Genomic DNA, 16,915 nt, shown 5'->3' on the forward strand with positions numbered 1-16,915 from the left:
AGCCCGGCGGCGCGCGCGCCCTCGAGGAGCGCGCGGTCGATCGGGTCGCCGCGGTGCGCGCCCGGTCCGCCCCGCGCGTCGCTCGCGAGCGCGGCCGCCGAGAGCGCGAGCGCCGCGGCGCCCCCGGCGCCGCCTTCGGGGAGCGCGCATGTCCCGTCCCAGGTCCAGAGCTCCCGCGCGGCGAGGACGTTCCGGGTGAGCGTCCCGGTCTTGTCGGTGCACACGACGTCCACCGCGCCGAGCGTCTCGACCGCGGAGAGCCGCCGCACCAGGGCGCGCCGGCGCGCCATCCGCTGGACGTTCGTCGCGAGCGTCACGGTGATGGTCGGCAGGAGCCCCTCCGGCACGTTCGCCACGAGGATGCCGATGGCGAAGAGGAGGCTCTCGCCCGGCGCGGCGCCGAGGAGGGCGAGGAGCGCGAACACGGCGCCCCCCATCCCCACCGCGATCACCGTCACGACGCGGACGAGCCGCGCGACCTGCACCTCGAGGGTGGACGGCTGGCGCCGCGTCGCGGTGGCGAGCCGGGCGAGGCGCCCGAGCTCGGTGCCGGGGCCGGTCGCGAACACCAGCGCTCGCGCCCGGCCGGTCGCGACCGTGGCGCCGGCCGGTGCGAGGCAGGTCGCGCCCGCGATCGACCTTCCGGGCGAGCAGGGCCGTGCGTCGCGCTCCACCGGGAGCGACTCGCCGGTGAGGAGCGAGACGTCCAGGCGCAGGAGCGTCGCCGAGAGGATGCGCGCGTCGGCGGCGATGCGATCCCCCTCCTCGAGGTCGAGGACGTCGCCCGGGACCACGGCCGCGGCCGGGATCTCGACGCGGTGCCCTGCCCGCACCACCCGGGCGCGCCTCGGCACGAGCTTCTCCAGGGCCTCGAGCGCCCGCTCGGCCCGGTGCTCCTGCCAGCCGCCGAACGCGCCGTTGACGAGCACCACCGCGAAGATCGCCCAGCCCAGCTCCGGCAGGCCCGCGAAGAACGAGAGCGCGCCCGCCGCCCAGAGGAGGAGCGCCATGAAGTGGGTGAGCTGCGCGACCATCCGCAGCGAGGCAGGCATCCGAGGCGCCGGCGGCAGCTCGTTCGGCCCGTGTGCGCGCAGGCGGCGCGCCGCCTCCTCCGGGGCGAGGCCGTCCTCGCCGGAGCCGAGCGCGACGGCGGCGTCGGAGGCGACGAGCGCGGCGGCTGCGCCGGCATCCATGCTCCTCTCCCGGCGGAACTCTGCTCCGACCTGCGCGCCCCGGCGCGCGCTCGGGTGGGCCGCGGCGCAGCTTCGCAGCTCCGGCGCGAGCGTGCGGCGCTGCGCGCCGCGGGTAGCCCGTCCCTGCCAGCGGGGCGACCCGACGCGGCGCGCGTGGCTCCGCGCGGGAGGCGTACGATCCCATCGGGTCGTCGTGGCCGACCCCGCCAGGCAGGCGAGGAGGAGGCAGGCGATGAGCGAGTGGAAGAAGATCGGCTGCGCGGTGGACTTTTCGGACCCGTCGCGCCTCGCGCTGGACGAGGCCGTGGAGCAGGCGCGCCGCACCGGCGCGGAGCTCGTGCTGGTCCACGTGCACGTGCCGCCGCCCGCGAACCCGGCCGACGTGATCGTCTCTCCGGCCGAGATCGCGCGGATGTCGGCCGACGAGATGGAGCGCACCCTCGCCGGCTGGCGCGTGGACGCGGAGAAGCTCCTCGGGCGGGCGGTGGGAGCGGCGGCCCTGGTCGGAGACCCGGCGGGAGAGGTCGTCCGCTGGGCTCGCGAGCACGGGCCGGATCTGCTCGTGCTCGGCACGCACGGCCGCACCGGGATTCGCCGGTTCATCCTCGGCTCCGTCGCGGAGCGCGTGCTTCGCGAGGCGCCCTGTCCCGTGCTCGTCGCGCGCGCGAGAGTCCCCGGTGACGCGCGGGACATCGCCGCTGAAGCGGAGATCTACGCGTAGGCCCGGACGCCGGCGCGCGGCGGCCCGGGCGGAGGGAGGTGACGACGATGGCTGCTCGCATCTGCTGCGCCATCGACTTCTCCGAGGCCTCGCTGCTCGCGCTCGTCGAGGCGGCCGAGCTCGCGCGCTGGAGCGGCGCCGAGCTGACGCTCATCCACGTTCATCCGGTCCCCGAGGGGGAGGTGCAGCCGGAGGCGTTCGCGATGGCCTCCGTGGACCTGCACCGCGACATGGGGGTCTGGAGCGCCGAGGCGGAGCGGAGGGTCGGCGCGCCGGTTCGAACGGAGGTGGTGGCGGGCGATCCTGCGACGGAGGTCCTGCGGCTCGCGCGGCGGGGCAGCGGGCTCCTCGTGCTGGGTGCGCGCGGGCGCGCGCCGGGCGGGCGCCGCCTCGGGTCGGTCGCCGCGCGCGTGGCGCGCGAGGCGCCGTGCCCCGTCATCGTCGTCCGCCCCCGCGTGCCGCTGCCGGACGAGGCGGAGACGTATCACGCCGCGTGAGCGGCGCGAGCCGTCACTGCCACGCGCCGCTGCGCGCGTACACGAGCGCGAGCGGGACCTCGTCGAGGTAGGCGCCGGCGGCCGGACGCGCCGTCCGGAACGCCGCCCAGGCCCGGTACTCGTCGTCGCGGCTCGCGCCGTCGAGCGCGACGACGGCGACGTCTGCGTCCTCGGGGCCGTCGGCCCGGCGCAGATCCGGCCGTAGCCGCCCGTCCCGCACCCACGCCTCCACGGCCTCCGGCGCAGTGCTCGGCCACCAGACGCGCGCGCCGGGCCGGGCCCGGGCGTTGAGCGGCTCGAGCACGGAGGCCGCCGCCTCGCCGCCGTCCTGGCGGCGGAGGCCGCGTGACGCGGCGCCGGGTGCGCCGCCCGCGAGCTCGTTCCAGGCGGACGCGCCCGACGGGAACGCGTGGACCGCCTGGCGGAGCGCCGGCCACAGGACGAGCACCGAGAGCGCCGCGAGGAGCGGCGCGCGGCGCGAGGGCCACGCCGACGCAGCGACCGCGACGAGCGCGCGCGCGCCGAGCAGCGCGAGGAACGGCATCGCCGGCAGGAAGGGGCGGACGCCGGGCGCGCCCGGAGCGAGCCCGGCCGCGGCGGCCGCAAACGGCGCGACCGCGCAGAGCACGAGCAGGAGCGCGTCCCGCGCGGCAGAGCCGCCCCCGCGCGCGTCCGGGACCCCGCCGCGGACCGCCTGCGCCGTCGCATGGAGGGCCCCGCCCGCAAAGACCCAGAGGATCGCGGCGGGCACGGTGAGCGCGGTGACGAGGAGCGCGTGGAGGCCCGCGGCGGGAGCGCCGGCGAGGTGCCAGCCGCCGCCCGGCGCGAACGCGGCGGCGAGCCGCCCGTGCAGGTCCGCCCGCAGCCAGGGCCAGGACAGGACGAGGATCGCCGGGCCGAGGAGCACCATCGCGGCGATCGCGAGTGGACCGCCTCGACGCGGAGGGGACGCGTCGAGGGCGACCGGCGCCCCCGGGCGCGGCGTGACCCGGGGCGCGGCGATCGCGTGCAGCGCGAGCGCGGCGAGGAGGATCCACGCGTCCGTGCGCGCGGTGAGCGCCGCGCCGAAGAGGATCCCCGCGGCTGCCGCCGCTCCGCGCCGCTCGGCGCTGCCCGCCGCGCGGTCCGCGCGCCGGTACGCCCATGCCGTCGCGAGCCAGAGGGCCGCCGCCGCGAGGTCGGGCGTGGCGACGAGGCCTGCGTGGAGGTGGCGCGGCGCGAGCCAGAAGAGGAGCGGCGCGAGCACCGCGCCGGACGCGCCCGCGAGGGCGTGACCGGCGAGGGCGAGGAGCGCGGAGAGCACGGCCGCGAAGGCCACCGTCCCGAGCCGGAACGCCCGCAGGTGGGACGCGCCGAGCCGCGAGAAGAGCCCGTGGGCGAGCCCGGCCGCCTCGCGCGCGAGCGGAGGCGACGTGGCCTCGGCCCGAGGCAGCGGCGCGGCCCCGGCGACGCGCTCGGCGGCGCCGAGCACGCGCGCCTCGTCGCGCGAGATCCCCGGGGCCCCCGCGAGCAGGCCGAGCACGGCGGCGGTCGCGACCGCGGCGAGGACGGCGCCCGCTCGCGGGCCGGGCCTGGCGAGGCGGCGCGCCGGGCTCACGGGAGCGTCTCCGCGTCGAGGCACAGGGCGCCCGGGGCGCCCGCCGAGGTGAGGACGAGCGTCACGTCGTGCAGACCGCCGGCGAGGTGACCGGTGCTCAGCTCGAAGGGCGCGAACCCCACCCCCGAGATCTCGGCCGCGCCCACCTCCTCGCCGTCGACCTGCACGGCGACCCGGAGCGGCGCCCCGAGGGCGCGGCTCCCTCCGCCGGCTGCGCCCGCGTGCCCGCGGAGGGCGTGGCCGATGGGGACCCCGGGGAACCGCAGCGCGAGCGGGGCGCCGGGGGGCGCGTCGATCGTGGCCGAGAGGCAGGGACGGGGGACGCCGTCCACCTCGCGCACCGTGCGCTCGACGCTTAACGCGGGGGTCGCCGCGCAGGAGAACGCGTTCCCCTCCGCGGTGCACGGGGCGTTGCCCAGCGAGACCTCGGCCTGGGCGAGGCGGTCCGGCAGGAACGCGAGCGGCAGGGTGGGGGAGGCGAGCTCGTGTCGGGTCACCTCGAGCGCGCCGAGCCGCTGGGCCGCGGTGGAGCGGGCCGCGCGCGAGATGAGGCCGAGCTCGGTCTGCCAGTCGTAGCCGGGCGCCCCGGGCAGCGACAGGAGCCACACGCGCCGGACGCCCGGGAGGTCCTCGCCGCGGCCGGTGCGGGCGAGCACCGGGAGCGCGGGCGGGATGACCTCGCGCGCCCGCTCGGCCCAGGCGGGCGCGAGCGCGACGGCGTCGCCCGGCCGCGCGTCGCGTTCGAGGAGCGCGCGCGCCGCCGCCCAGTCGATGCGCGCGGGCAGCCGCGCGGAGAGCCCGGCCTGGAAGAGGATGCCGTGCGCGCCGAGCGCGGCGGCGCCGGCGGCGAAGAGGATCGCGCCGGTGCGGGCGGGGGCGGGGCGTCGCGCCCAGGCGCGGGCGCCGAAGGCGCGGAGCCGAGCGGAGAGCGCGGCGAAGCTCCGCGCGGCGCTCTGCACGCCGGCGCGCGCGAGGCGGCGCGCGAGGCCGGCGCCGCCGCTGCCCGGCGTGTTCGGGTCCGGGGTCACGCCGGCGCTGGGCTACGTCTTCGCGAGGCGGATGCGGCGCTCGCTCTTCTCGCGGCAGAACGTGTCGAGATCCATCTCGGGGTTCGCCGGCAGCGCGGGCGACCACGACGGGTGCATCGCGCACTTCGCGTCGTAGCAGTGGTGCAGGTCCCAGAGGTGCCCGATGGCGTGGATGGCCTCGCGGGCGAGCCGACGGCGCCACGTCTCGATGGACGCCTCGGTGACGCCGCGCTCGGGCAGCTTGGAGGTGGTGATCACCGCGCGCTCACCGCCGTACTGGGAGAACCCCCAGCACGGGGGCTCGCCGAGCGGACCGGGCGGGAGCGCGAGCGGGGCGCTGGTGATGTACAGCACCTTGTCGTCCGCGAAGGTCCTGACCGGCGCCACGTCCTGCAGGAACTTCACGGCGTCGAGCCGGCCGTCGTCCATCTCGGCGTCGCGCGGCACGGGGCGATCCCCGGCGTGCTCGGTGCCGAGGCCGAAGGCCCGGTAGAGCGTGGCCGTGAGGAACGCCATGTCGGCGGGGTCGATCTTCTCGAGCGTGACGACGCGGATCACTTCTTCTTCCCTCCGCGCTTCGCCGCGGGCTTCGGGGCCGTCTTCTTCGCCGCCGGCTTCTCCGCCTTCTTCGCCGGCGCGGCGGCCTTCCGGGCGGCGGGCTTCTTCGAGGGCTTCTCGGCCTTGGCCGGCTTCTCCGCCTTCCGGCGCGGCTCCTTCGCGGCGGCGCGCTTCGCCTCGCGCTTCTCGGCCTTCGGCGCGGGCACCTTGGGCGCCGCCGCCTTGCGCGCCTTCCTCGGCGCGGCCTCCTCCTCGGTCTCCTCGGCCCCCGGCGTTGCCTCGGCCCCTTCAGCGGCGCCCTCCGCGGGCGCCTCGCCCTCGGCTTCGCCCTCCGCGCCCTCGGCACCTTCGGCGCCTTCGCCCTCGGCGGCCTCGCCCTCCGGGACGGCGGCGAGCGCCTCGCCGAGGTCGAGGTCCCCGAGCCCGAGATCGCCGAGCCCGAGATCCTCGATGCCTTCCTCCTCGGTCGCCGCGGGGCGGCGGCGCTTCGGGCGCGACGGCAGCAGGACCGGCGTGGGCGGCGGCTTCAGGTCGAACTTCACCCCCGCCGGCGGCATGAGGGCGTAGTCGATGTAGTCCTCCGCGAGCGCGGGCGGGACGCCGAGCGAGACGGCGACCTCGTGCACGAGCAGGTGGCGCGCGTTGTCGTACTGCTCGCGCTCCTTGGCGGGCAGGGGGCGGATGCGCGAGAGCGAGTGGAGCCCCTTCACGACCTCGGCCACGCCGAGCACGCCGCCGGCGATGAGCCGGTCCGCGTTGTCCCGATGGCGGACCTTCCAGTCGAGCTCGGGGTCCTCGAACTGCGCGGCCAGGAAGTGAAAGACGCCCTCGATCTGCTCGCCCGTGGCGACGCGGCGAAGCCCGATGGACGGGACCTTGTTCTTCGGGACGAGGACCGCGGCGCCGTCCTCCTCGCGCCGCATCCGCACGAGCTGCAGCTTCTGCCCGGCGATGTCCTTCTCCTCGACGCCCACGACCTCGCAGACCCCCTGGTTCGGGTAGACCACGCGGTTGCCGGGCTGGAGCTCGGCGGCGTCGGCGATCACGCCCTCCACGGCGGGGAGCTGCTCGCGCTGCTCGTCGGGGTGGCGGGGGGGCGGGCCTCTCACGGCTTCCCCTCCTACCATGCGACCCGGGGAGCGGCAATCGCCGCGCAGCGGGCATCCAAGGGTGTGAAATCGGAGGTCGGGCGCATCGAACGTGCGAGCGGCGCGCCTGCGGGCGGCGCCGACTCGTGCAGTCCGATCTTAACGACGCCGCGCGGCGACGGCCGTCAGCGAGGCGGGGGGGCTACCGCGCAGCCTTCTTGCGGCGAGCGCTCTCGAGGCCGAACACGTCGGCCAGCCGGAAGGGCGGCTTCGCGGGGGTGGGGTCCTGCACGCGCAGCGCGTGGTAGATGGACCACGTCCGGCGGATGGCGGTGAGCGTGGTGAGCACCGCGAGCACCGCGAGGGCCAGCGAGACGACCGTCCGGCCGGCGCCGGCGCCGAAGGAGAGGTCGAAGATCGGCGTGAGCGCGCACGGAATGCCGGTGAGCACGATCCGCTCCGGCCGCTGCATCCCGCCCACCTTGACCATGTCGCCGGCGTTCACCGCCTCGCCGCGCGCCCGCGCGTACGAGACGACGGTCGAGGCGCCCGCGGCGAGCAGCGCGGCGAAGAGCACCCAGGAGTCCCGGTAGGCGACCGCGAGGCCCCCGAAGAAGAACAGCTCTCCGACCCGATCGAGCGTGGAGTCGAGGAACGCGCCGGCCCGGCTCACCCGGCCGGTCGCCCGCGCGACGCGCCCGTCGATGAAGTCGAAGCTCGAGCCGAAGAGGAAGACCCAGCCGCCCAGGGAGAAGTGGCCGAACGCGATGAGCACCGCGGAGACGGCCACGACGACCGTGGCCGCGGTGGTGATCGCGTCGGGGGAGATCCGCAGCCGCAGGCAGAACCGCTCGATCGGCGTCCAGAGCCAGATCCACCACTCCTGGAAGAGCTTCGCGAGGATCGTTCGCTCGCGGTTCTCGATGTAGGCCTCGCGCTTGCGCCCGAAGATCGCCGCCTTGATCGAGTAGTAGACGAGCGTGGAGAACAGGAACGCGACGAGCCCCAGGAGCGGAGCGAGGGCCTCTACCGCGGAAGGCGTCACGGGCGACAATTTATCCACTGGAAGGAAACCTGCGTCGAGACCGCGAGGGGCGCGCAGTCTACCTCATTCCGGGTCGAGCTGGGCAGCGCGCATTCGCCGGGCCGCCAGGTCGATGTAGGTCGGGTCGCGCTCCAGGCCGAGAAAGCGGCAACCCGCCTGGACCGCGGCGACGCCGGTGGTGCCCGAGCCCGAGAACGGATCGAGGACCAGATCGCCGGGCGCGGCGCTCGAGGCGAGCACGCGCTCGAGGAGCGTGAGCGGCTTCTGCGTCGGGTGGCGGCCGTGCACCTTCTCGCGCGGGCCCGGCGTGGGGACGCTCCAGACGACCTGCTCGCCCTCGGGCTGCGGCATCTGCCAGAGGTCCCGCATCTGCTTGCCGCCGTTCTCCGCCTTCATGGCCTTGTAGTTGAAGCGGTGGCCGAGCGGGCGCGTCTTCATCGGGCTCGCCCAGAGGAGGATCTCGGTGGAGTGGGTGAAGAAGCGGCAGGCGAGGTTCGGCGAGGCGTTCGGCTTGTACCAGGTGATGGTGTTGAGCAGGTGGTAGCCGATCTCCTGCATCGCGAAGCCGATCGAGAAGATCACGTGCTGCGTGCCCGAGACCCACAGCGTGCCGCTGGGCTTGAGGACGCGGCGCACGGCGGTGAGCCAGCGCGTCTGGAAGGCGTGATCCTCGACGACTCCGCGCGAGGCGTCCCAGCCCCCCTTGTTCACGCTCGTCCGCCGCCCGCTCTGGCAGGTCGTCCCGCCGTTCGAGAGCATGTAGGGCGGATCGGCGAACACGACGTCCACCGAGTGCGGCGGCAGCGCCTCGAGCGCCTCGATGCAGTCCCCCTGCACGAGCGCCCACCCCTTCCCCTGCTCTGCCGTGTTCGGCAGACCGTCCCACGCATGAAGCGCCAGCCGTCGAGCCATATCCACGAATCGTAGGGCCGCCGATCGATATCGCCAGTTTTCGGCCACACCCAGGGTTGATCGGCGCGCGCCGTCACCGCGCCCCGACGTGGACGATCCGCCAGATGGTCCCGTTCCCGTCCTCGCTGACGAGGAGCGCGCCGTCCCGCGCGACCGCCACGCCGACGGGCCTGCCCCACACGCGCGCGTCGTCCACGACGAAGCCGGTGAGGAAGTCCTCGTACTCGCCGGCCGGCACGCCGTCCCGGAGCGGCACCCGCACGACCTTGTAGCCGGTGCGCTCGCGGCGGTTCCACGAACCGTGGAGCGCGACGAAGGCGTCTCCCGTCCACGCGTCCGGGAAGCGCGCCGCCGCGCCCTGCGGCGCCTCGTAGAACGCGAGCCCGAGCGCCGCGGAGTGCGCCTGGAGCAGGACGTCGGGCACCGTCGCCTTGCTCGCCAGGTCGGGGCGCGCGCCGCGGTGGCGCGGGTCCTCGTTCTGGCCGAGGTACAGCCAGGGCCAGCCGTAGAAGGCGCCCTCGCGGACGCGCGTCACGTAGTCGGGGACGAGGTCGTCGCCGAGGCCGTCCCGCTCGTTCACCGTGCACCAGAGATCCCCGGTGCGGGGGTGGACGGCGAGGCCGACGCAGTTGCGCAGCCCGGTCGCGAACGGCCGCCGGTTCCGGCCTTCCGCGTCGAAGGCGAGCACGTCGGCGCGCCACGTCTCCTCTCCCCACGCGGCGCCGAGCCCGTGCTCCGCCTCCCACGCGCGGAGCGCCTCCGGCGTCTTCCTCGGGAGGTCCTCCGCGACGTTCGACGCCGACCCCACGGACACGAACATGCGCCGCCCGTCCGGCGAGAACGCGACGTCGCGCGTCGTGTGCCCACCGTCCGTGTCCGCGAGGCGCGGCACGATGGTCTCCGGCCGGCCGCGCGCCGTGAGGTCGCCGCTCCGGTACGGGAACCGCACGACCGCGTTCTCGGTCGCGACGTACACCCAGCGCGGCTCCGCGCCGGGAGGGTGGAAGGCGATCCCGAAGGGACCGTCGAGATCCGACGCGAACACCTCGACGCGCTCCGGCCGCGCCGCGCCCTGCGCCGCGCGTATGACCCGCACGCGGCCCGCGGCGGTCTCCGCCACGAACAGGTCGCCGTTCGGCGCGACGCGCAGGAGGCGCGGGCCCTCGAGCCCCTCCGCGAACCGCTCCACGGCGAAGCCGGACGGTGCCCGCAGGCGCGCGTCCCGGGGCGGATCGACGACGCGGGGCGGCCGGCGCGCCGACGGGGTCGCGTTCGGGCGCGGCAGGCGGTCGGCCGTGAGGCGATGGCGGACGCCGGGCGCGTCGCCGCGCCAGTCGCCGCTCGGCGCCGCCTGCGGCGTCCGACCGGCGCCCGCGTCCGGAGGCGCTGGCGCGGGCGCGCCCGAGGCGGACTCCGCGGAGGGCGCGGCCCGTTCGCGGCGAGCCGAGAGGGTCGCGAGGTACGCCACGAGGTCGCGCCGGTCGCGCGCGCCCGGCGTCGCGAGCGACATGGTCGTCCCGCCGACGAGCTTTCCCGGCGCGGCGAGGTACCGGTCCAGGGTGCGCGCGCTCCAGGTGAGCCCGCGCGCGCCTGCGTCTCGCAGCCCGTGCGAGAACCCGAACCCGGGCGCGGAGCCCGCGCGGCGCCCGACGACGCCTTCGAGGTCGGGTCCCCGCCCGCCGCCCTCGCCGTGGCAGAGCGCGCAGCGCTCCCGGAAGAGCGTCGCCCCGCGCGCAGCATCCCCGGGCGGGCGCGCGCCGCGCGCCGCGAGCGGCACGGCGAGGAGGACGGCGAGGAGCGGGAGGGCGTGGCCCGGGCGCACGGAGCTCATGCCGAGCGTACTAACGGGAGGAGCAGGGGCGGCCAGGTTCGGGCGGGCCGCGCCGTCGAGGTGCCGATCGCGGAGGCGGCCGCGCGGCTGTCGAATCCGCGCCGTGAACGGGCTAAGAAGGACCCGCGTGAGCGCTCCCCTCGATGCAGCCGCGGTGAAGGAGGCCGCCCGCCGCTGCGGCTTCGCCGCCTGCGGGATCGCGCGCGCGGAGCGGCTCGATCCGGGGCCGCTCGACCGGCTGCTCGCCATGGGGGGCGAGGCCGACATGGCGTGGCTCGGGACGCAGCGGGAGGAGCGGCTCGACCCGTCGCGCCTGCTGCCCGGCGCACGGAGCGTCGTCGCGCTCGCGCTCGGCTACGACGGCGCAGGCGCCGAGCCGCCGCCGGGGGCGGGGGAGGTGGCACGCTACGCGCGCGGCCGCGACTACCACGCCGTCATGAAGAAGAAGCTCAAGCACCTCGTCGCGGAGCTGCGCGCGGCCGATCCCGACGTGCGCGCGTTCGCCGCGAGTGACGTCGCGCCCGTGATGGAGAAGGCCTGGGCGGAGCGGGCCGGGATCGGCTGGGTCGGCAAGAACGGCTGCCTCATCACCGAGCGGCACGGGAGCTGGGTGCTGCTCGCCACGGTGATCCTCGATCGTGAGCTCGCGCCCGACCCGCCGCACCCGGAGCGCTGCGGCACCTGCGAGGCGTGCCTCCCGGCCTGCCCCACGGAGGCGATCCCGCAGCCCGGGCTCGTGGACGCGCGCCGCTGCATCTCGTTCTGGACCATCGAGCGCCGCGGCGCGATCCCCGACGCGCTGGCCGGGCGGTTCGGGCGCTGGGTGTTCGGCTGCGACGCGTGCCAGACGGTGTGCCCGTGGAACCGCCACGCGCAGCCGGCGGTGGACCCGGACCTCGCGCCGCGGCCGGAGCAGGCCGCGCTCGCGATCGACGACCTCCTCGCGCTCACCGAGGAGGAGTACCGTCGCCGCTTCTACGGCACCTCCCTCGCGCGCGCACGCCACGACGGCCTCGTGCGGAACGCGCTCCTCGCCGCCGGGCGTGAGGGCGACCCGCGCCGCCTCGGGGCCGTCCAGGCGTGGCTCTCGAGCCCGCACGAGGGCGTCCGCGCGGCGGCGCGCTGGGCGCTCGAGGCGCTCGGCGGGTGAGCGGCGTGCGGCCCGCGGCGGCCGGATGGTCGAGCCTCCGATGTGCTCGCGGGCGTCCTCCTGACCGTGCGCGGGCGAGCCGACGCGCGGCACCGCCCGAGGGAACCCGAGTCGCCGCGTCACATGGCCCGCGGCAGAGCGTCGGGTACTGCAGGAGGGAAGGAACATGACGCTCTCACCGAAGCTCGCGCTCGCTGCGTTGCTGTACTCGGGAGTGGCCGCCGCGGCGCCGCAGATCTCGCTGTCTCGCCCCGTGGAGCAGCGGCCGGGCTGTCTCGCCGACGAGGTGCGCATCCCGAGGGAGCTCGTGGCCTTCCTGCCGGACCAGACCACGCTCGACTTCACCGTGACGCACGACGGGAAGATCGAGGGCGTCACGTCGGACGCGCGCGCCGGGCGCGAGGCGCTCGACACGCAGTTCCGCGGCGCGCTCTCACGCTGCACCTGGACCCCCGCGACGGACCTCGCCGGCGTCCCGGTCACGCGCCGCGTGAGCGTGCCGATCCGCTTCGAGAGCCCGCAGGGCGGACCGCTCGTCGCGAGCGTCGGCGCCTTCACGCCGGTGGCCCTCGCCTCGCGCTGAGCGCCGCGTCCGCCCGCCCGGGGAGGGTTGCGGGCCCGGCTTCGCGAAGGCCGCTCCGCGGGCGCGACGGGACTCGGCCTTGAGCGCCGCCCCCCGGGACGCTATTCGTTCGGGCGTGACGACGCTCTCAGAGAAGCTCCGGGCGGCCCGCGAGACGTGGGCGGTCGGGCCGGTCGAGGCGCGCGCGCTCGTGCGCGCGACCGGCAAGGACGCGAAGGACTACCTGCACCGGATGTCCACGCAGGACCTGAACCGGCTACGGCCGGGCGAGTCCGCGTACTCCACGTTCCTCAACGCGAAGGGCCACCTCCTCGCGGAGGGGCACGTGCTCGCGCAGGAGGAGGGGCTCCTCCTCGACCTCGCCCCGCAGGCGCTCCCCGACGCGCTCGCCCACCTCGAGCGGCTCGTCATCATGGACGAGGTCGTGTTCGAGGACCTCTCGTCGGCGCTGCGCGTCGTGCCGGTGCTCGGGCCGGAGGCGGCGCGCCGGGTCGAGGGGCGCGCGCCGGGAGCGCAGCGGCTCGCGCACGATCGGCGCGGCACGCCCGGCGTCGACGTGATCCTCCCGCCGCAGGAGGCCGAGGCGCTGCGCGCGGAGCTCGTCGCGGAGGGCGCGGTGGCGCTCGAGGACTCCGACCTCGAGGCGCTCCGCATCCTGGGCGGCGTCCCCCGGTTCGGCGCCGACGTGGACTCGACGCGCCTGCCGATGGAGGCCGGGCTCACGCGCGCGGCGATCTCGTTCACGAAGGGCTGCTACATCGGCCAGGAGGTCGTGCTCCGCGCGACCGCCCGCGGCCACCTCCAGCGCGGCCTCGTGCAGCTCGCCTTGCCGGCGGGCGCGGGCCCCGGCACGAGGCTCACCGCCGCGGGCCAGGAGGTCGGCGTCGTGACGAGCGCCGCGGACACGCCCGAGGGGCGCATCGGCCTCGGCTACCTGCGCCGCGCGCACTGGAAGTGCGGTGCGGTCGTGGACGCCGGCGGCGAGCCGGCGACGGTGCGGCGGGTCCTCGTCGAGGAGCCGGAGCTGTAGTCCACGGGCCCCGTGCAGCTCGCGACGGTGCTGCGCGAACGGCGCTCGTCACGCCTCGGCGACGGGGATCTCGGGTCCGGCCGGGCGGTCCTGGCGCGAAGGCAGCGAGTCGATGTCCTTGCGGACGGCCTCGATCTCCTGCTTCAGCTCCGCGCGTACGGAGCGGATCTCCGAGCGCACGTCCTCGAAGGTGTAGCGGATCTCCTCGGGCGAGATGCCGAGGAGGCGGCGGCGGAGGTCGCGGACCAGCACGTCGAGGAGCTTCATCACGTCCCCTTCCTGAGCGGACAGGCCGCGATGGCGGCGGTCGGGTCGACGGCGTCGCCGCCCTCCACGATCTCCTTCACGGTGCCGTCCTGCCCGATGACGAAGTTGGCGCGGTTCGCGACGCCGATGACCGCCATGGTCCCGGCATACTGCTTCGCCACCTTGCCGCCCGCGTCCGAGAGGAGCGGGTAGGGCAGCTTCATCTCCGCCTTGAACCTGCGCTGCGTCTCGACGTCGTCGGTCGAGATGCCGACGACCTGGGCGCCCTTCGCGGAGACGTCCCCGTAGCGATCGCGGAAGTTCGCGTTCTGCTTCGTGCAGCCGGGCGTGAAGGCCTTCGGGTAGAAGGCCAGGATCACCGGTCCCTTCTCGAGCAGCTTCGACAGGCTGACCGGTAGGCCCTCGGTGTCGGGCAGGGTGAAGTCGGGGGCCTTGTCGCCGACCTTCAGGGCGGCGGAGCCGAGCAGCATCGCGAGGAGGGGGATCTTCATTCGGGGGTTCTCCGACGGCTTTCCTAGCGGTCCCCGGGCGGGCGGGCAATGCGCGCGCGGGGGCAGGCGCGCGGGCGCGCCGTTATGACCGCCGGGCGCGGAAGCGCCCCTGGAGGTCCGACCGCATGCCCGGCAAGCTTCTCCTGAGCGACGAGGAGTGGAAGAGGCGGCTCTCGCCCGAGGAGTACCAGGTGCTCCGGCACCACGGCACGGAGCGGCCGTTCACGGGCTGCTTCCTGGGCACGAAGGACCCCGGCACGTACGTGTGCGCCGCCTGCGGGAATCCGCTCTTCCGCTCGGGCGAGAAGTTCGAGTCCGGGACGGGCTGGCCGTCGTTCACGCGGCCGGTGGCCGACGACGCGCTCACCGAGGTCGAGGACCGCTCTTACGGCATGGTGCGCACCGAGGTCCGCTGCGCGCGCTGCGAGGGGCACCTCGGCCACGTCTTCCCCGATGGCCCTCCGCCGACGGGGCTCCGCTACTGCATGAACTCCGCCGCGATGAGGCACGTGCCGGAGGGTGAGCCGCTCCGGCTGGTCGAGCGCTGAAGCGAGGACGATTCGCGGAGCTTCACGCTTGGTCACCGCGACGTCACGGCGCCCCTCACAGCCCGGCGGACTTCCGGCTCGTCACCGCGGTGAACGTGGAGAGCCGCTTCTCGACGTCGGCCTTGCTGTGGCACTCCGGGCACTCGGCGACGCCGGCCTCGTGCTCCGACACGTGCATCACCTCGGTGAACGGCTTCTGGCACTTGCGGCAGAAGAACTCGTAGACGGGCATCGCGACCTCCTGGGCGGATGATCCGCTCCCGGTCCGAGGGCGCCATGCCCTTCGCAGGGCGACGCGCGGGCGAGCCGGCGCGCGGTCTGCTACCGCCCGGCGTTCAGGCGCGCAGCTTCTCGTAGCGCGCCACGAGCACGGCGACGTCGTCCCGATGCCAGAAGCCCACCTGGTCGGGCAGCTCGGGCAGCGTCCGCGCGGCGAACCCGGAGACGGTCGGGCCGAGCGCGGGCTCGCCGCCCGTCACGGCGCCCGCCACGGCGAGCGCGAGGTGGCGCGCGTCGCCCACCGGCGCGGATCGCGTGCCCACCACGACGGCGCCCTCGAGCTCGAGGCCCAGGTGCGCCTTGACGATGCGGCGGGCGGCGTCGCCGGGCTGCTCGTCCTCGCCGAGCAGGCCGGACGGGAGCCACCACCGGCCGAGCTGGGCCTGGCCGTGGTAGCCGCCGACGATCTCGGCGACGATCACGCGGCGCATCTCGAGGACGATCGGGACGACGTCGATGCGGACGATCACGCGGCGAATGTAGCGCGCGGGGGGAGCACGAGGGGGCGGGATCCCCACCCGGACCCACCGCCGCTCGCCTGCCCCCACGGGCGCGTGGCACCCGTGCGTGAGCCGTGTAATCGTGTGGAGATGCTTCCGCGCCGGCCCCTCGCCCTCGTGCTCGTCCTCGTCGCCGCGGCGTGCGGCTCGGGCCGCGAGGAGCGCGCGTTCGATCGCATCGCGGCGGACTGCAGGGGACTCGTCGGGGCCGGGGCGACCCTCCGCGACTCGAACCAGGCCTTCGACGTACGGAGCGGCAGCTACCCCGTCGTCGTCGGCCCGCTCTGCAACGCGGCGCTCGCGCCGATGGGCGGCAACGACACCTGCGCCGCCTCGAGCGCCGCAGACCCGCAGTGTCAGGTGCTCTACTACTGGTATCCCAACGACCCGGGCCTCTGCGGGCCGCTCGGGTGCTGGCTCGTGTGCGAGGCGCGGGTGATGCGGCAGGATCCGGCATGGACGTCGAGCGGCAGCGCGATCGACGCCAAGATCTGCGCGAGCCGCTTCCTGCGCGGGCAGCCCCCACCCTGACACCCCCGAGGACGACGACATGAAGGCGATCGCGATCCGCGAGCACGGCGGCCCGGAGGTGGTGAAGCTCGTCGAGCTGCCGGACCCGACCCCGGGGCCGGGGCAGGTGGTGCTGGCGGTGAAGGCGGCGGCGCTCAACCACCTCGACATCTGGGTGCGCAAGGGCTGGCAGGGCCTGAAGCTCGCGTTCCCGCACGTGCTCGGGTCCGACGTGGCGGGCGTCGTGGAGGCGGTCGGCCCCGGCGTCGAGGGCGTGAAGGCAGGCGACGCGGTGGTCGTGAACCCGAGCCTGGGCTGCGGGCACTGCGAACGCTGCCTCGCCGGCCACGAGAACCTCTGCCGCCGCTTCGCGATCCTGGGCGAGCACGTGTCGGGCGGGATGGCCGAGAAGTTCCTCCTGCCCGCGCGGAACGTCCTCCCGAAGCCCGAGAACCTCTCGTTCGTGGAGGCCGCCGCGGTCCCGCTCACCTTCATGACCGCCTGGCACGCGCTCGTCGCGCGGGCGCAGGTGAGGCTCGGGGAGACCGTGCTCGTGCACGCCGCAGGCTCGGGCGTGGGCGTCGCGGCGGTGCAGATCGCGAAGCTCCACGGGGCGCGCGTCATCGCGACGGCGGGCTCGGACGAGAAGCTGCGGCGCGCGAAGGAGCTCGGCGCGGACGAGGTGGTGAATTACGAGACCCAGGACTTCGTCCAGGAGGTGAGGCGGCTCACCGACAGGCGGGGCGTGGAGGTCGTGTTCGAGCACGTGGGCAAGAAGACGTGGGAAAAGTCGATCCTCTCCGCCGGGATCGGGGGCAGGATCGTGACCGTGGGGGCGACGACCGGGTACGACCCGCTCACCGACCTCCGCCACGTGTTCTTCCGGCAGCTCTCCATCCTGGGCTCCACGATGGGGACCGCGGCCGAGCTCGTGCAGGTGCTTCGCTTCGTGGGCGAGGGGAAGCTCCGGCCCGTGGTGGACCGGACCCTCGCGCTCGCGGACGCCGTGAAGGGACACGCGCTCCTCTCCGAGCGGGCGCAGTTCGGGAAGATCGTGCTCGAGCCGTGACGGCCGAGCCCAGGGAGG

Annotated in this window: 20 protein-coding genes; 8 read left to right on the forward strand and 12 right to left on the reverse strand. The window is 75.6% G+C overall.

What is annotated here, in order from left to right; genetic code table 11:
- A partial coding sequence (locus tag MNY60_RS06760; protein ID WP_242360240.1) for an HAD-IC family P-type ATPase occupies positions 1-1,193 on the reverse strand: 1,193 nt, incomplete at its 3' end.
- Positions 1,194-1,425: 232 nt separating this feature from the next.
- On the opposite strand from MNY60_RS06760, the gene MNY60_RS06765 reads away from it, so the two are divergent.
- Entirely contained in the window at positions 1,426-1,914 is a 489-nt protein-coding gene (locus tag MNY60_RS06765; protein ID WP_242338420.1) for a universal stress protein, read from the forward strand.
- A gap of 47 nt (positions 1,915-1,961) precedes the next feature.
- Positions 1,962-2,411, forward strand: a complete 450-nt coding sequence (locus tag MNY60_RS06770) for a universal stress protein (protein WP_242360241.1) — start codon at positions 1,962-1,964, stop codon at positions 2,409-2,411.
- Positions 2,412-2,424: 13 nt separating this feature from the next.
- Here MNY60_RS06770 and MNY60_RS06775 read toward each other — a convergent pair whose 3' ends face one another.
- From MNY60_RS06775 to MNY60_RS06805, 7 genes are all read right to left on the reverse strand, one after another.
- Positions 2,425-4,008, reverse strand: coding sequence for a glycosyltransferase family 39 protein (locus MNY60_RS06775; RefSeq protein WP_242360242.1), 1,584 nt, complete (start codon positions 4,006-4,008; stop codon positions 2,425-2,427).
- Positions 4,005-5,036: a hypothetical protein gene (locus MNY60_RS06780; protein WP_242360243.1), complete on the reverse strand. Its 1,032-nt coding sequence runs from the start codon at positions 5,034-5,036 to the stop codon at positions 4,005-4,007. Before MNY60_RS06780 ends, MNY60_RS06775 begins: the two co-directional genes overlap by 4 nt.
- Positions 5,037-5,048: 12 nt before the next feature.
- Complete coding sequence (locus MNY60_RS06785; protein ID WP_242360244.1) at positions 5,049-5,594, reverse strand: hypothetical protein; 546 nt, start codon at positions 5,592-5,594, stop codon at positions 5,049-5,051.
- On the reverse strand, positions 5,591-6,703 hold the full coding sequence (locus MNY60_RS06790; protein WP_242360245.1) for a CarD family transcriptional regulator: 1,113 nt from the start codon (positions 6,701-6,703) through the stop codon (positions 5,591-5,593). Before MNY60_RS06790 ends, MNY60_RS06785 begins: the two co-directional genes overlap by 4 nt.
- A 181-nt stretch (positions 6,704-6,884) precedes the next feature.
- Positions 6,885-7,727, reverse strand: a complete 843-nt coding sequence (locus MNY60_RS06795) for a CDP-alcohol phosphatidyltransferase family protein (RefSeq protein ID WP_242337401.1) — start codon at positions 7,725-7,727, stop codon at positions 6,885-6,887.
- Positions 7,728-7,790: 63 nt separating this feature from the next.
- The gene (locus MNY60_RS06800; protein WP_242337403.1) at positions 7,791-8,639 is read right to left on the reverse strand and encodes a site-specific DNA-methyltransferase; all 849 of its coding nucleotides are present in this window, start codon (positions 8,637-8,639) and stop codon (positions 7,791-7,793) included.
- A 73-nt stretch (positions 8,640-8,712) separates the two neighbouring features.
- On the reverse strand, positions 8,713-10,470 hold the full coding sequence (locus MNY60_RS06805; RefSeq protein WP_242360246.1) for a PQQ-dependent sugar dehydrogenase: 1,758 nt from the start codon (positions 10,468-10,470) through the stop codon (positions 8,713-8,715).
- A gap of 127 nt (positions 10,471-10,597) precedes the next feature.
- On the opposite strand from MNY60_RS06805, the gene queG reads away from it, so the two are divergent.
- From queG to MNY60_RS06820, 3 genes are all read left to right on the forward strand, one after another.
- Positions 10,598-11,620 (forward strand): tRNA epoxyqueuosine(34) reductase QueG, encoded by a 1,023-nt coding sequence (gene queG / locus MNY60_RS06810; RefSeq protein ID WP_242360247.1) that lies wholly within the window; start codon positions 10,598-10,600, stop codon positions 11,618-11,620.
- A 166-nt stretch (positions 11,621-11,786) separates the two neighbouring features.
- Positions 11,787-12,203 carry an energy transducer TonB gene (locus tag MNY60_RS06815; protein ID WP_242354863.1) on the forward strand — a complete coding sequence of 139 codons (417 nt, stop codon included), beginning with the start codon at positions 11,787-11,789 and terminating at the stop codon, positions 12,201-12,203.
- Positions 12,204-12,318: 115 nt separating this feature from the next.
- The gene (locus MNY60_RS06820; RefSeq protein WP_242360248.1) at positions 12,319-13,233 is read left to right on the forward strand and encodes a folate-binding protein YgfZ; all 915 of its coding nucleotides are present in this window, start codon (positions 12,319-12,321) and stop codon (positions 13,231-13,233) included.
- A 48-nt stretch (positions 13,234-13,281) separates the two neighbouring features.
- On the opposite strand, the gene MNY60_RS06825 is transcribed toward MNY60_RS06820, so the two are convergent.
- Positions 13,282-13,500 carry a hypothetical protein gene (locus tag MNY60_RS06825; RefSeq protein ID WP_242337413.1) on the reverse strand — a complete coding sequence of 73 codons (219 nt, stop codon included), beginning with the start codon at positions 13,498-13,500 and terminating at the stop codon, positions 13,282-13,284.
- Complete coding sequence (locus MNY60_RS06830) at positions 13,500-13,991, reverse strand: peroxiredoxin (RefSeq protein ID WP_242337415.1); 492 nt, start codon at positions 13,989-13,991, stop codon at positions 13,500-13,502. Before MNY60_RS06830 ends, MNY60_RS06825 begins: the two co-directional genes overlap by 1 nt.
- A 125-nt stretch (positions 13,992-14,116) precedes the next feature.
- Here MNY60_RS06830 and msrB point away from each other — a divergent pair, with 125 nt between their 5' ends.
- Positions 14,117-14,539 (forward strand): peptide-methionine (R)-S-oxide reductase MsrB, encoded by a 423-nt coding sequence (gene msrB, locus MNY60_RS06835; RefSeq protein WP_242337417.1) that lies wholly within the window; start codon positions 14,117-14,119, stop codon positions 14,537-14,539.
- Positions 14,540-14,594: 55 nt separating this feature from the next.
- On the opposite strand, the gene MNY60_RS06840 is transcribed toward msrB, so the two are convergent.
- Entirely contained in the window at positions 14,595-14,771 is a 177-nt protein-coding gene (locus tag MNY60_RS06840) for an FmdB family zinc ribbon protein (protein WP_242337419.1), read from the reverse strand.
- Between the two features lie 103 nt (positions 14,772-14,874).
- Positions 14,875-15,288: a hypothetical protein gene (locus MNY60_RS06845; RefSeq protein ID WP_242337420.1), complete on the reverse strand. Its 414-nt coding sequence runs from the start codon at positions 15,286-15,288 to the stop codon at positions 14,875-14,877.
- A 120-nt stretch (positions 15,289-15,408) separates the two neighbouring features.
- Between MNY60_RS06845 and MNY60_RS06850 the strand changes: the two genes are divergently transcribed.
- Positions 15,409-15,849 (forward strand): hypothetical protein, encoded by a 441-nt coding sequence (locus MNY60_RS06850; RefSeq protein ID WP_242337422.1) that lies wholly within the window; start codon positions 15,409-15,411, stop codon positions 15,847-15,849.
- Positions 15,850-15,868: 19 nt separating this feature from the next.
- Complete coding sequence (locus tag MNY60_RS06855) at positions 15,869-16,897, forward strand: zinc-binding dehydrogenase (RefSeq protein WP_242337424.1); 1,029 nt, start codon at positions 15,869-15,871, stop codon at positions 16,895-16,897.
- The last annotated feature ends 18 nt before the right edge of the window (positions 16,898-16,915 follow it).

It is taken from the genome of Anaeromyxobacter sp. SG17 (assembly GCF_022690695.1).
GTDB lineage: Bacteria > Myxococcota > Myxococcia > Myxococcales > Anaeromyxobacteraceae > Anaeromyxobacter > Anaeromyxobacter soli.